At 70.9% G+C, this 12,620-nt stretch carries 13 protein-coding genes; 10 read left to right on the forward strand and 3 right to left on the reverse strand.

The features are described 5' to 3' along the window. The first annotated feature begins 121 nt into the window (after positions 1-121). Both J2Z79_RS02345 and J2Z79_RS02350 read left to right on the forward strand, forming a co-directional pair. Entirely contained in the window at positions 122-637 is a 516-nt protein-coding gene (locus J2Z79_RS02345; RefSeq protein ID WP_209465247.1) for a hypothetical protein, read from the forward strand. Positions 638-745: 108 nt separating this feature from the next. Then, a complete protein-coding gene (locus J2Z79_RS02350; protein ID WP_209465248.1) occupies positions 746-1,453 on the forward strand; it encodes a hypothetical protein in 708 nt (235 codons plus the stop codon). A gap of 10 nt (positions 1,454-1,463) precedes the next feature. On the opposite strand, the gene J2Z79_RS02355 is transcribed toward J2Z79_RS02350, so the two are convergent. Next, positions 1,464-3,191 carry a PHP domain-containing protein gene (locus J2Z79_RS02355; protein ID WP_342589399.1) on the reverse strand — a complete coding sequence of 576 codons (1,728 nt, stop codon included), beginning with the start codon at positions 3,189-3,191 and terminating at the stop codon, positions 1,464-1,466. A gap of 298 nt (positions 3,192-3,489) precedes the next feature. Here J2Z79_RS02355 and groES point away from each other — a divergent pair, with 298 nt between their 5' ends. The 3 genes from groES to J2Z79_RS02370 all read left to right on the forward strand — a co-directional run bounded on the left by groES (position 3,490) and on the right by J2Z79_RS02370 (position 6,348). Next, entirely contained in the window at positions 3,490-3,783 is a 294-nt protein-coding gene (groES, locus tag J2Z79_RS02360) for a co-chaperone GroES (protein WP_209465250.1), read from the forward strand. An 18-nt stretch (positions 3,784-3,801) separates the two neighbouring features. Further along, entirely contained in the window at positions 3,802-5,433 is a 1,632-nt protein-coding gene (gene groL, locus J2Z79_RS02365; protein ID WP_209465251.1) for a chaperonin GroEL, read from the forward strand. A 132-nt stretch (positions 5,434-5,565) separates the two neighbouring features. Further along, positions 5,566-6,348: an HAD family hydrolase gene (locus tag J2Z79_RS02370; protein WP_209465252.1), complete on the forward strand. Its 783-nt coding sequence runs from the start codon at positions 5,566-5,568 to the stop codon at positions 6,346-6,348. A gap of 25 nt (positions 6,349-6,373) precedes the next feature. Here J2Z79_RS02370 and J2Z79_RS02375 read toward each other — a convergent pair whose 3' ends face one another. After that, positions 6,374-7,546 (reverse strand): hypothetical protein, encoded by a 1,173-nt coding sequence (locus tag J2Z79_RS02375; RefSeq protein ID WP_209465253.1) that lies wholly within the window; start codon positions 7,544-7,546, stop codon positions 6,374-6,376. 342 nt (positions 7,547-7,888) lie between these two features. On the opposite strand from J2Z79_RS02375, the gene J2Z79_RS02380 reads away from it, so the two are divergent. After that, positions 7,889-8,425 (forward strand): hypothetical protein, encoded by a 537-nt coding sequence (locus tag J2Z79_RS02380; protein WP_209465254.1) that lies wholly within the window; start codon positions 7,889-7,891, stop codon positions 8,423-8,425. Then, the gene (locus tag J2Z79_RS02385; RefSeq protein WP_209465255.1) at positions 8,403-9,170 is read left to right on the forward strand and encodes a hypothetical protein; all 768 of its coding nucleotides are present in this window, start codon (positions 8,403-8,405) and stop codon (positions 9,168-9,170) included. Before J2Z79_RS02380 ends, J2Z79_RS02385 begins: the two co-directional genes overlap by 23 nt. Before the next feature lie 60 nt (positions 9,171-9,230). Here the strand turns inward: J2Z79_RS02385 and J2Z79_RS02390 are convergent, their stop codons facing one another. After that, positions 9,231-9,407, reverse strand: a complete 177-nt coding sequence (locus J2Z79_RS02390) for a helix-turn-helix domain-containing protein (RefSeq protein ID WP_209465256.1) — start codon at positions 9,405-9,407, stop codon at positions 9,231-9,233. A gap of 214 nt (positions 9,408-9,621) precedes the next feature. On the opposite strand from J2Z79_RS02390, the gene argC reads away from it, so the two are divergent. The 3 genes from argC to argJ are packed head-to-tail and all read left to right on the forward strand — an operon-like array spanning position 9,622 to position 12,435. Beyond that, positions 9,622-10,665, forward strand: a complete 1,044-nt coding sequence (argC, locus tag J2Z79_RS02395) for an N-acetyl-gamma-glutamyl-phosphate reductase (protein WP_209465257.1) — start codon at positions 9,622-9,624, stop codon at positions 10,663-10,665. Positions 10,666-10,691: 26 nt separating this feature from the next. Beyond that, positions 10,692-11,219: an N-acetyltransferase gene (locus tag J2Z79_RS02400; RefSeq protein ID WP_209465258.1), complete on the forward strand. Its 528-nt coding sequence runs from the start codon at positions 10,692-10,694 to the stop codon at positions 11,217-11,219. A gap of 7 nt (positions 11,220-11,226) precedes the next feature. Continuing rightward, positions 11,227-12,435, forward strand: coding sequence for a bifunctional glutamate N-acetyltransferase/amino-acid acetyltransferase ArgJ (gene argJ / locus J2Z79_RS02405; RefSeq protein WP_209465259.1), 1,209 nt, complete (start codon positions 11,227-11,229; stop codon positions 12,433-12,435). Positions 12,436-12,620: the final 185 nt, after the last annotated feature.

Raw genomic sequence — 12,620 nt, forward strand, 5'->3', positions numbered from 1 at the left:
GGCCCCCCGCACAACAGCGGTGCGGGGGGCGTGCTCGTATCGCACAACTCGATAATTCACAGGCAGGAATATCGCCGTCGATCCGCGTACTCTACACCTGAAACCCGTCAGAGGTGATCACATGCTGCAGCTGCGGCTTCAGACGGCATTTCTGCTCCTGGTCGGGCAAGTGCTGCTGGGCGGCCTGGGCTGGTTCCTGTCCGGCCGGCTGCCCTGGGTGGGGCTCCTGACCACTCTGTTCCTGCTGTGGTTCGCCTGGCGGCTCGGCCTGGTCTTCCGCGACGAGGCGGAGCGGCGGACCCGGCGCTACCGGGCCTCCACCGCGGCCTGGACCGCCTTCCTCTCCCAGGCGCCCGGCCTCCTGCTGCTGCACTACTGGGCGCCCGACTGGATCCACTCGCTCTGGCAGGGGGCGTTCCTGCCCGCCGCCGCGCTTTTGGACCGGTACTGGCCCGGCACCGGCGCCAGCCTCGTCCCGTGGCTCTGGCTCACGGCTCCCCTGCTGATCCTGCTGTTCACCCGCCCCGCCCGCGCGCAGCAGACCCAGGAGGTACCCGTCCAGCGCCGGGCCCCGGGCGAGTGGGTGCCGGCCCGGCGCCTGGCCGACGTGCAGAAGCGCGGGCTCAAGGTGCGCTGATGCCCCGTCTGGATGCCTCTGCGCCCCCGTTAATAATCTGCAAGGGAAAAGGATGGCCTTCAGCAGCCGGTGAAATCCCCCCCACGCTGATGCATGGGGGGGATTCGTGTGCTGCGCAGGGCAAGGGAGATGTACCGGCCGTCCTTCCTGCTGCTCAGGGCGCGGCCGGGGGATGACGGTTCCCGGCCCCTCGCGGCGCCCTTCGCCTCACCCGACATCACGGTGGGGCCGGACGGGCGGCCGCAGGCGGTCGTGTGGAACCTCGGCTTCCGCGAGGTCACGGCCACCACCGAGTTCTACGCCGTGCCGGCCGGCCTGCCGGTGGCCTCGGAGACTGCACGGCTGCTGGGCGTGGGCAACCCGGCGATCATCGGCCCCGGCCAGTCGGTGCGGGTGCGCTGCAACCAGGCATGGGTGCGGGGGCACGCGGACGTCCTGCTGGTGGCAGCCTTCCATCCGGAGCTGGACCCCGTCGTGCGGCCCTTCGAGCCCCAGGCCGACCGGCACGTGGGCCAGATGAACTACCCGTGGGTCGGCACCTTCGCGGGCCTCCTCGCCGAGCGGCCGGTCCGCGTGGAGATCCGCCCCGCCCCGCAGGGCCTCTACAGGCTCAAGCTGTTCGAGGACGGGTCCCGGCTTCCCCGCTGCGACCGGGTCATGAAGCCCAACGGCCACCGGTTCCACTGGCTGGAGGTGGAGGGCGAGGCCCGGCTGCTGTTCGACCTGGCGGTGGTCGACAACAACCGGCTGGCCCTGGGCGTCGGACCCCGGGGAGGTCTTCCCGAGAGCGGGCTGCTGGCCCGGGTGGTGGCTTGAGAGAGCGGCTTCAGCCCTTCGGACGCGCGAGCCAGTCCAGCAGCTCGGGCAGGTCCATGGCGTTGATCACGTCCTGCGGCTCCACCCAGCCCCGGCGGGCCTGCCCGACGCCGTAGGGCAGGAGTTCCAGCTCCCGTACGGAGTGGGCGTCGGTGTTGATCACCAGCTTCACGCCCGCCTCCCGGGCCAGGCGCGCATGCCGGTCGGGGAGGTCGAGCCGGGACGGGCTGGCCGAGATCTCCAGCGCCGTGCCGGTGCGGGCACAGGCCTCCAGGATGCGGTCGAAGTCGAGCGCCGCGGGCTCGCGCCGGCCGATGACCCGGCCGAAGGGGTGGCCGATGATGTCCACGTGCGGGTTGTGGATCGCCCGGAGCAGCCGCTCGGTCTGCTCCGCCTCGGGCAGCCCCAGGTGGCTGTGCAGCGAGGCCACCACCACGTCCAGCTCCGCCAGCAGCTCGTCCGGGTAGTCGAGGGTGCCGTCCCGCAGGATGTCCACCTCGGCGCCGGCCAGCAGGCGGAAGCCCTCCCCCTGGTCCAGCCGGCGGATGGCGGCGATGTGCTGCCTGAGCCGCTCCGGGCTCAGCCCCCGGGCGATGGCCAGCGACTGGGAGTGGTCGCAGATGGCGAGGTAGCGGTGGCCCAACGCCCGGGCCGCCTCGGCCATCTCCGCCAGCGTCGCCGTGCCGTCTGAGGCGGTGGTGTGCACGTGGAGGTCGCCCCGGAGGTCTGCCACGGTGATCAGGCGGGGCAGGCGCCCGGCGCGGGCGGCGGCCACCTCGCCCCCGCCCTCCCGCAGCTCCGGCGGGATATAGGGCAGGCCCAGCGTCCGGTAGACGACGGCGTCGGCGGCCTCGGACTCCTCGGTTACCCGGGAGTCTTGTGCGCTGCGGTGGGGGCTGTCTGCGGCTCCGGCGGCGTACGGCCGGACGTACTCGGCAGCTGCCGGCGGAGCCATGCCTGCCAACTCCGCCGGCGGGGCCGCGCCGGCCAGCTCGGCCAGGTGGGCGGCCGAGCCTGTCCGCTCGAACAGCGTCAGGGCGAACGCCTCGGGCGGCACCAGCACCGGGTCGACCGGGCGGGGGAGCGGGGGCAGGCGGTCCAGGTGGGCCTGGACGGCGGCGGGGTCCCGGGTGGCGATCACCACGTCGATGTCCGCCACCGTCTCCTGCCGCCGGCGGACGGAGCCCGCGACCTCCGCCCGGAGCACGGCGGGGTGGCTGCGCAGGTGACGCACCACGGCCTCTGCGATCGGGGCGGCGACCCCGATGGAGACCCGGTCGGGCCGCCGGCGGACGCGGGCCGCCGCCTCGAGGATCGCCGCCTCCTTGCGGGGCCCCAGGCCCGGCAGGTCCCGCAGCCGGCCCTCCCGCGCGGCGAGCTCCAGCGCCTCCAGGCTGTCCACGCCCAGCCGCCGGTAGAGCAGCATCGCGGTGCGGGCGCCGAGGCCCGGCACGCGGGTGAGGTCGAGAACCCCCGGGGGTACCGCCTGCCGCAGCTCCTCCAGATAGCCGATGCGGCCGGTCTCCACCAGCTCGGCGATCTTGGCGGCGATTGCCTTGCCGATGCCGGGCACCCGGGTGAGGCGCCCGGCCCCGGCCAGGTCGGCCACCTGTTCGGGCAGCAGGCCGACGGCCTCGGCGGCCTTCCGGTAGGCGCGCACCTTGAACGGGTCCTCTCCGGTGAACTCCAGCAGGTCCGCGATCTCGTACAGGGCCTCGGCCACGGTGAGGTTGTCCACGAACAGCATACCTCCTGGACAGCCTGCGGCCGCAGAACTGCGGCCGCACGTTTCGCGGCGGCGCGCCGCCCCGCAGGGCGGGGCGAAGGATGGGCTGCTCCGGATGCGGCTGGAGCGGTGGATGGTTGCGGCCGGGGAAGGCTACGTCGGGGAATGGCTACAGCCGCCGGGCACAGCGGGAAAAAAAGCAAGTGGAGGGTCTTGACTCCCTCTGGAACCTTTTCTATCATAGGTCATGGTGTTAGCACTCGGGGTTAGCGAGTGCTAACAGATTCAAGCTTGAGGAGGGACCTTCGAGATGAACATCAAGCCGTTGGGCGCTCGGGTCGTCATCAAGGCGCTCGAGAAGGAAGAGCGTACCAAGAGCGGCATTCTGCTGCCCGACACCGCCAAGGAGAAGCCCCAGCAGGGTAAGGTCGTGGCCGTTGGCCCGGGCCGCACCCTCGAGTCCGGGAGCAAGGTGGAGCTCGAGGTCAAGGAGGGCGACACCGTCATCTTCTCCAAGTATGCCGGCACCGAGGTCAAGATCGACGGCGAGGAGTACATCATCCTGGACGGCGAGCGCGACATTCTCGCCATCGTTCAGGGTTAAAGGAGGTCTACGTTAGCGATGCCTGCCAAGCAGATTATCTTCGACGAAACCGCTCGGCGCAAGCTGCAGGCCGGCGTTGATGCTCTTGCGAACACCGTGAAGGTCACCCTGGGTCCCCGTGGCCGGAACGTCGTGCTCGACAAGAAGTTCGGCGCCCCCGCCGTCGCCAATGACGGTGTCACCATCGCCCGCGAGATCGAGCTCGAGGATCCCTTTGAGAACATGGGCGCCCAGCTGGTGAAGGAGGTCGCCACCAAGACCAACGACGTCGCCGGCGACGGCACCACCACCTCCACCGTCCTGGCCCAGGCCATCATCAAGGAGGGCCTGAAGAACGTCACCGGCGGCGCCAACCCGATGATCCTGAAGCGGGGCATCGAGAAGGCCGTCGATGCCGCCGTCGAGTCCCTGCGCAAGATGGCCATCCCCGTCGAGACCAACAAGGCCATCGCCGAGGTCGCCTCCATCTCCGCCAACAACGACCGCGAGATCGGCGAGCTCGTGGCCAAGGCCATGGACACCGTCGGCAAGGACGGCGTCATCACCGTCGAGGAGTCCAAGACCCTCCAGACCGAGCTCGAGACCGTCGAGGGCATGCAGTTCGACCGGGGCTATGTCTCCGCCTACTTCGTCACCGATACGGAGAAGATGGAGGCCGTCCTGAACGAGCCCTATATCCTGATCACCGATAAGAAGATCTCCGCCGTTCAGGACCTGCTGCCCGTGCTGGAGAAGGTCGTGCAGCGCGGCAAGCCCCTGCTGATCATCGCTGAGGACGTCGAGGGCGAGGCCCTGGCCACCCTGGTCGTCAACAAGCTCCGCGGCACCCTGCAGGTCGCGGCCGTCAAGGCCCCGGGCTTCGGCGACCGCCGCAAGGCCATGCTCGAGGACATCGCCATCCTCACCGGCGGCGAGGTCATCTCCGAGGAGCTGGGCCGCAAGCTGGAGAACGCCACCGTCGAGTCCTTCGGCCAGGCCCGCCAGGTCCGCATCGAGAAGGAGAAGACCACGATCATCGACGGCGCCGGCTCCGCCGAGGCCATCAAGAACCGGGTCGCCTCCATCAAGCGGCAGATCGAGGAGACCACGTCCGACTTCGACCGCGAGAAGCTGCAGGAGCGGCTGGCCAAGCTGGCCGGCGGCGTGGCGGTCATCAAGGTCGGCGCGGCCACCGAGGTCGAGCTGAAGGAGAAGAAGCTGCGCATCGAGGACGCCCTGAACGCCACCCGGGCGGCCGTTGAGGAGGGCATCGTCGCCGGCGGCGGCGTCGCGCTGCTCCAGGCCCAGAAGGCCATCGACGAGCTGATCGAGACGCTCCACGGCGACGAGAAGGTCGGCGCCCAGATCGTCCGGCGTGCGGTCGAGGAGCCGCTGCGCTGCATCGTCGAGAACGGCGGCCTCGAGGGCTCCGTCGTCGTCGAGAAGGTCCGCAACCTCCCGGCCGGTCACGGCTTCGACGCCCTGAAGGAGGAGTACGTGGACATGGTCCAGGCCGGCATCATCGACCCGGTCAAGGTCACCCGCTCCGCCCTTCAGAACGCCGCCTCCATCGCCGCCCTGGTCCTGACCACCGAGGCGGCCGTCACCGAGAAGCCCGAGAAGAAGGAGTCCGCCCCGAACCCCGGCATGGGCGGCATGGATATGATGTAGGTTGACAGCCAGTCTGACAACCAGTACACCCCTCAGCTACCGGCTGGGGGGTGTTCCTTTTTCCGGATCGCGCTTGTGCCTCCGGCGGCCCGGCTTGTGGTAAGATACCTCAAACGGCAGGAGGTGGACGCGTTGGTCAGGGCAATCCTCTTCGACCTGGACGAGACACTGATCCTGGACGAGCCCGTCACGCGGGCGGCGCTGGCCGAGGCGGCCGCCCTCGCGGGGCCGGGCGTCGACCAGGCGCGCCTGGCCGAGCGGGCGTGGTCGGAGGCCCGGCGCCTCTGGGCCGAGGGTCCGTACGCCGCCTACTGCGAGCGGATCGGCCACAGCGCGGCCGAGGGGCTCTGGGCACGCTACGATCGGGGCGAACACCCGGCCATCGCCGGCCTGCGGGCGTGGGCGCCGGGATACCGCACGGCGGCCTGGCAGGCGGCGCTCGCCGCGCAGGGGATCCGCGACGACGACCTGGCGCGGTCCATGGTGGGGCGCTTCGCCGCGGCCCGGCGCCGGTACCCGCGCTATCCCGAGGTCGATCCGCTGCTGGCCGCGCTGCGGGCGCGCGGGCTGCGCCTCGGCATCGTCACCAACGGCGTGACGGACCTGCAGCGGACCAAGCTGGCCGGGTCGGGGCTGGAGGAGGCGTTCGACGCGGTGGTGATCTCCGGCGAGATCGACTGCGGCAAGCCTGACCCGGGCATCTTCCATCATATTCTCGGGGAGATGGGAGTGCCGCCGGCCGAGGCGGTGATGGTGGGCGACAACCCCGGGCGCGACGTGGCCGGCGGTCGGGCCGCCGGCCTGCGCACGGTGTGGGTGCAGCGGAACGGCCGGGCGCGGGATCCCCGCCACCCGGCCGACCTGGAGTGCACGGACCTCTCGGCCATCCTCCCCTGGCTCGACGGGCTCGCCTGAGGCGCCGCCCCGGGCCACGGCGCACCTACCGCAGCGGCCCGAAGCGCACGGCCGTGATGTACGGGATGCGCTCCGGCGTCTCCAGCACCTCGGCCAGGGGCTGGGCGGCCTGATCGATCATGTCGGCCAGCCAGGTGCCCGCGAGGCGCATGAGGGCCCCCTCCCGGATCGCCCGGGCCTTCCAGCAAGTGTCGAACTGCTCGGGAACCCGGAACAGGCAGAAGCGGCGCAGACGCTGGTAGTCGGCCAGGCCGGCGTCCAGGACCGGCGCCAGTTCGGCCTCCAGGCGCTCGTCCGGCTGCCACAGCCCTTCGGCCGCAGTGCGCGCCGCTGCGACCGCCGCCGTGCGCAGCCGGGTGACGTACCCGAAGAACAGGCGCCCGTCCCGGAACGGGCGGGCCCATGTGGCCCACCACAGCACCGGCAGGGCGACGATGAAGGGCACGGACCAGGGGACCGCGGGCAGGACGAGCGCGTTGACCGGCGCCGCGGCCATCAGGATCAGGTTGAGGGCGCCCCAGCCCACGGCCCAGGCCAGGGCCTTCGCATGCTGCCGCCGCATGGACGCCACGGCCCGGTTCAGGGCTGCGAGTCGGCGCTCCACGGCCTGCTCCGCCGCGTCCACGGCCTGGCGCACCCGGTCGCAGAGCCCCAGGAGGCGCTCCTCCAGCTCCGCGGTCTCCCGCACCAGCCGCGCCGCGGCCTCGGCGTCGGCCTCTGCCCCCGCGGTCAGCGGAACGTGCTTCCCGTCGAGCCGGGTCAGGGCGGAGAGGGCCAGTCCCCGTGCGGCGGCGGGGTCCTTGGGCATCGTCATCTGGGCGCGGATCAGCGCGTGCACGCCCAGGGCCCATTCCGTGAGGGCGGCCGCCGCCTCGCCCTCGCAGCTGTGCAGGCGGAACAGCGCGGCCTCGCAGGCCTTGAGCGCCGCGGCGTATTCCTGCCTGCAGGTGTAGTACTCCCGGGCCGCCGCGGCCTGCAGGCAGTGGCTGCGCACCTCCAGCAGGTGCCCGAGGGCGGCGGCGATGTCGTTCCGGTGGTCGGAATCCAGGTCCAGGTGGTCCGGGAGGTCTCCCGCGTCTGCCGCCTTCGCACTGGCGGGCGGATCCGTCCAGGGCGCGGCGAAGAGGCCGCCGGCGGTCCACCCGGCGACGGGTTCCTTCCAGATTCCGGAGGCGCGCTGCTGGGTAATCTGTACCATGCGATCAGCCCCCTCTGTCACGGCAGGAAGGTGGCGGCGCCATGGCGCCGTGGTGCAGCCGCCCCGCACCACGACGGGGCGGGGAGTTCCTTCAACTCCAACTTACCACCCGGAACGGCCCCGAACCATGCGAGAAAAAGACTAATTTCGGACTAGTCCGCCGCGCGCTCCTCCGGCGCCGGCCGGCCCTCCCGTGGGCCCACCATCACGAGGCCAGATCGAGCAGCGGCAGGGTGCTGGTTACGGGGAGGACGGCCCCGGGCCCGTCGATTGCAGAGGAGTAAACAGTGTAATGAGCGAAGTTGTAACCACGCGGTTACTCCTCCGTGCGGGAGGGATTCGGTGGAAGCGGCGCATCGTGAACGGCCCGACACCCGCCTGGAGCTCTACCTGGTCGCCGGCCTGCTGCTGGCGGCCTGCGCGGGCGCGGGCTGGCTGGTCGCCCGGATCGCCGGTGCGGCGGGGGCGCCCCGCCCCCTCGAGTTTGCCGGGCTCCTCTTCCTGTTGGTCCTGGCTGCGTACCTGTGTCTGATGGCCTACGAGCTGCGCACCGTCTGCTACCTGCTGGAGGAGCAGGAGCTGCGCGTCGCCCAGGGTCGCCGGGCGGTGACCATCGACCTCAGCCGGCCCATCCGGCTGCACCGCTGGCTGAACCGCTGGAACGGGGAAGCCGCGCCCCGGGACCTGGGGGGCGTGGCGGTGGAGTGGTACCCGCCCCTGGCGCTGGTGCGCACGGGGACCTGGGTGGTGCTGGGACAGGACGCGTCGGGACAGCGGCGGGCCCTGGCCCTGCGGCCGTCGCCGCGGCTGCTGGCGCTGCTGCGGGAGTGGGCGTTGCCGACCTGGGGGGAGGAGCATGACGAGACTCCTGGTTTCTGAACTTATCCTGGTGCTTCTGTCGGGCGCCTTTGCCGCCCTGGGCGTTCCCTGGCTCTCGGGCCGGCCGGCCTCCTGGCCGCTCTTCCTCGTCGGCGTCATGATGGCGATGGCCTTCGTGGCCCTCTACGCCGTCGCCAACCTGGCGGGAGGGCGCCTCCGGCCCCGTGCCAGACTGGCGCTGGGGGCGGTCGCCCTGGCGCTGACGCTGTGGCGGCCGCTGGACGGCGCCACCCACCTCGTGGGCGCGGCTGCCGGCCTGCTGCTGGCCGTCCTGGGAGCGGCGCTGGGCAGGGGGGCAGGCGGCAGCCTGTACGCCTTCGCGGTGCCGCTCCTGGGCGCTCGCTGGCTGCTGGCGCCGCTGCTGGGCCCGTTCCCGGCCGCGCAGCTCACGGTCGTGCAGTGCGGCGCGTTCTACTGCTTCGCCCGGGGGCTGATCCGCCTCTGGACTCCCACGGCGGCCGAGGGCAATCCGGAGGCCGGCCCGCTGGTGCGCAGGCCTGTGCCCGACCGGGTCGTGGGTCTCGTCGAGGGCATCAGCCGCCGCCGCGCCCGGCCGTACGCCACCCGGGAAGACGGCAGCCGCGACGATGGGGCGGTCTCCGTCCTCTGCCCGGCGGGGGAGGCACCGGCCCTGCTCGGGCGCCTGCAGTCGGCGCTGGCGGGCCACCCCGTCACCGTTTCCCTGGGACCCGGGGAGGGCGAGTGGGCCCAGCTGGTCGTCCGCACGGCGAATGAGGCTCCGTGACGAAAAACGATCCCGGACCCGCTGCGCGGGGTCCGGGATTGGTTTATGATGAAGGGGTGTCTAGAAAGCGTACCAGGGTGCCTGCCGGTTGGTGGCCATCTGCCACTTGCGCTCGGCGCAGGAGACCATCTCCACGCTGATTCCGAGGTCGGCTGCGACCTCCTGCTTGCTCCGGCCCGCCTTCAACTGGGTCACGATCGCCTCCACGTCTGCAGGCATCAGCTGCCAGAACGTCATCTCGGGTCGCCTCCTTTTTTCTTTCCTTTGTTTATCTGGCTTCAGGATACTACCGGGGACTTTTGATAGCATCCTTAACAAAGACGAATTTTGGTTCGTCCTTCCAACCGACCGCGAGCCTCCTCCTTCCGGAGGATGATTCAGGGGATTGCATCGTTATTCATCACGCGTTATAATTATGCATCAAGACTTCGCCAGGAGGGGGCCTGTCAGAATGCTGCGCGCAGGGATTGCCGGGGCCACGGGTTACGCCGGCATCGAGCTGATCCGGCTGCTCGGCCTGCACCCGGAGGTGCAGGTGGTGTGGGCCGGCACCGAGAGCTACCAGGGCCAGGAGCTGGCCGGAGTCTACCCGCACCTGCGCGGCCGCGTGGACCTCGTGGGGCAGGAGGCCGCCGCCGAGGCCCTGGCCGGCTGCGACGTGGTCTTCACCTCGCTTCCGCACGGCGTGACCATGACGCTGGCGCCGGCCGTCCTCAGCGCCGGCACGCGGCTCATCGACCTGGGGGCGGACTTCCGCCTGCGGGATGTCGCCGCATACGAGGCGTGGTACAAGAAGGCGCACACGGCCCCGGATCTGGTCGCCGAGGCGGTCTACGGCCTGCCCGAACTATACCGGGAGCGGGTGCGGGGCGCCCGCCTGGTGGCCAACCCCGGCTGCTACCCCACCGCCTGTGCGCTGGCCGCGGCGCCGCTGCTCAGGGCGGGTGCCGTAAGCCTGGAGGGGATCATCTTCGACGCCAAGTCGGGCGTCTCGGGCGCCGGGCGCGGGGTCAACCTCGGCGTCCACTTCTCCGAGGTGAACGAGAACTTCAAGGCGTACAACATCGCCGGCGACCACCGGCACACGCCCGAGATCGAGCAGACGCTCTCCGACCTGGCCGGCGGGCCGGTGTTGGTCAGCTTCACCCCGCACCTGGTGCCGATGACCCGGGGCATCCTCGCCACGGGCTACTTCACGCTGCGCGGGTCGTGGACGACGGAGCAGCTGGTCGACCTCTTCCGGGAGTTCTACGCCGAAGAACCCTTCGTGCGGGTCCGGCCGGCGGGTGACCTGCCGACCACCAAGCAGGTCTGGGGCTCCAACTACTGCGATATCGGCCTCAAGGTGGACCCGCGCACCGGGCGGGTGCTGGTCGTCAGCGTCATCGACAACCTCGTCAAGGGCGCAGCCGGCCAGGCCATCCAGAACATGAACCTGATGTTCGGCCTTCCCGAGACGACGGGCCTGCTTCAGGCGGCACCGCTCTATCCCTGATCCTCACACCTACGGAGGTCTTACTCATGCAGTTTCGGAAGGCCGTGATGGCCGACATCCCGGCGGTCCACGAGATCATCAACGGCTACGCCGCCCAGGGGCTGATGCTGCGCCGGCCCCTGATGATGCTGTACGAGTCCGTGCGCGACTTCACGGTGGCGGTGGGCGACGGCGGCCAGGTGGTGGGGGTGGGCGGACTCCACATCATGTGGCAGGACCTGGCGGAGATCCGCTCCCTGGCGGTGAAGCCCGGCCTCACCCAGCGGGGCGTGGGCCGCGGCCTGGTGGAGTTCCTGCTGGACGAGGCGCGGTCGCTGGGCCTCAAGCGCATCTTCGCCCTCACCTACCAGCCGGGGTTTTTCGCCAAGTGCGGCTTCCACGTGGTACAGAAGGAGACCCTGCCGCAGAAGGTCTGGAAGGAATGCGTGTACTGCGATAAGTTCCATAACTGCGATGAGATCGCGATGATCCGCTGGCTGGTGCCCCCGGAGGAGCTGGGGGAGGAGGCCCACGAGATCCCGCTGGTGGCCAAGCCCAACTGGGTCAAGGGATGAAGGGGAGGTGGCGCGCGTGAAGGTCGGCGTGACGGCCCCGGCCGGCTTCGTGGCGGCCGGGGTCTCGGCGGACATCAAGGGGAACGGCAGCGGGAAGAAGGACGTCGCCCTCGTGGTCTCGCAGGTGCCCTGCGCGGCGGCCGGGGTCTACACCACCAACGTGGTGAAGGCGGCGCCGGTGGTGCTGACGAAGCGGCGTACCGACGGGGGCCGGCTGCAGGCCGTGGTGGTCAACTCGGGCAACGCCAACGCCTGCACGGGTGAGCAGGGGATCGCGGACGCGGCCGAGATGGCCCGCCTGGCGGCCGCGGCGCTCGACCTGAGTCCCGACGTGGTGGGGGTTGCCTCCACCGGCGTGATCGGCGTGCCGCTGCCGATGGACCGCGTGGCGGCCGGCATCGCCGCGGCGGCGGCCGCCCTCTCCCCGGACGGGGGCGATGACGCCGCCCGGGCGATCATGACCACTGACACCTTCCCCAAGCAGACGGCGGTGCAGGTGGAGCTGGGCGGCGTGGTGGCGACCATCGGCGCGATGGCCAAGGGGTCCGGGATGATCCACCCCAACATGGCGACCATGCTGGGCTTTGTGACCACTGACGCCGACGTGGCGCCGGCCGCACTGCAGCAGGCGCTGCAGGAGGCCACCGCCCGCTCGTTCAACATGATCACGGTGGACGGTGACACCTCCACCAACGACATGGTGATCGCCATGGCCAACGGCCTGGCCGGGAACCCGACCGTCGTGCCGGGCACCCCCGACTTCCAGGCCTTCGCCGCCGCCCTGGAGGAGGTGCTGATCTACCTGGCGCGGGAGATCGCCCGGGACGGCGAGGGGGCAACCAAGCTCATCGAGATGCGGGTGGAGGGAGCCCGCAGCCCGGAGGACGCCCGCCTGGCGGCCCGGGCGGTGTGCGGCTCCGCCCTGGTGAAGGCGGCGGTCTTCGGGGAGGACGCCAACTGGGGCCGGGTGCTGGCGGCCCTGGGCTACTCCGGGGCGCAGTTCGACCCCGGCCGGGTGGACCTCTGGCTCGGCGACGTGCAGATGATGGCCGCCGGGGCCCCGGTCGCCTTCAGCGAGGAGGCCGCGGCCGAGGTGCTGCGGCAGCGAGAGGTGGTCTTCACCGCCCACCTGCACGCGGGCGACGCGTCGGCCACCGCATGGGGCTGCGACCTGACGTACGACTACGTGAAGATCAACGGGAGCTACCGCACCTGAGGTCCGGAGAGGGCCGCAGGGACGACGAATGGGCTGTGAGCCCGGCGAGTGCCGGGCTCACAGCCCTCAGGTTGCAGACAAAGGCGCCTTTGGTGGCCGCAGGTCGGCTCACGAGAGGCGCTTGGTGGTATGTAGTGCCAGATAAAGGACCGGCTAAGCCTCTTTGGAGTGTTGTCGAGCGGTGA

The sequence above is a fragment of the Symbiobacterium terraclitae genome, assembly GCF_017874315.1.
In the GTDB taxonomy this organism is placed as follows: domain Bacteria; phylum Bacillota; class Sulfobacillia; order Symbiobacteriales; family Symbiobacteriaceae; genus Symbiobacterium; species Symbiobacterium terraclitae.

Coding starts and splice junctions, on each gene's coding strand:
- J2Z79_RS02400 (WP_209465258.1), top strand. CDS start 10,692: ATGCAGTTTCGGAAGGCCGTGATGGCCGACATCCCGGCGGTCCACGAG.
- argC (WP_209465257.1), top strand. CDS start 9,622: ATGCTGCGCGCAGGGATTGCCGGGGCCACGGGTTACGCCGGCATCGAG.
- J2Z79_RS02375 (WP_209465253.1), bottom strand. CDS start 7,546: ATGGTACAGATTACCCAGCAGCGCGCCTCCGGAATCTGGAAGGAACCC.
- groES (WP_209465250.1), top strand. CDS start 3,490: ATGAACATCAAGCCGTTGGGCGCTCGGGTCGTCATCAAGGCGCTCGAG.
- groL (WP_209465251.1), top strand. CDS start 3,802: ATGCCTGCCAAGCAGATTATCTTCGACGAAACCGCTCGGCGCAAGCTG.
- J2Z79_RS02385 (WP_209465255.1), top strand. CDS start 8,403: ATGACGAGACTCCTGGTTTCTGAACTTATCCTGGTGCTTCTGTCGGGC.
- J2Z79_RS02390 (WP_209465256.1), bottom strand. CDS start 9,407: ATGACGTTCTGGCAGCTGATGCCTGCAGACGTGGAGGCGATCGTGACC.
- J2Z79_RS02345 (WP_209465247.1), top strand. CDS start 122: ATGCTGCAGCTGCGGCTTCAGACGGCATTTCTGCTCCTGGTCGGGCAA.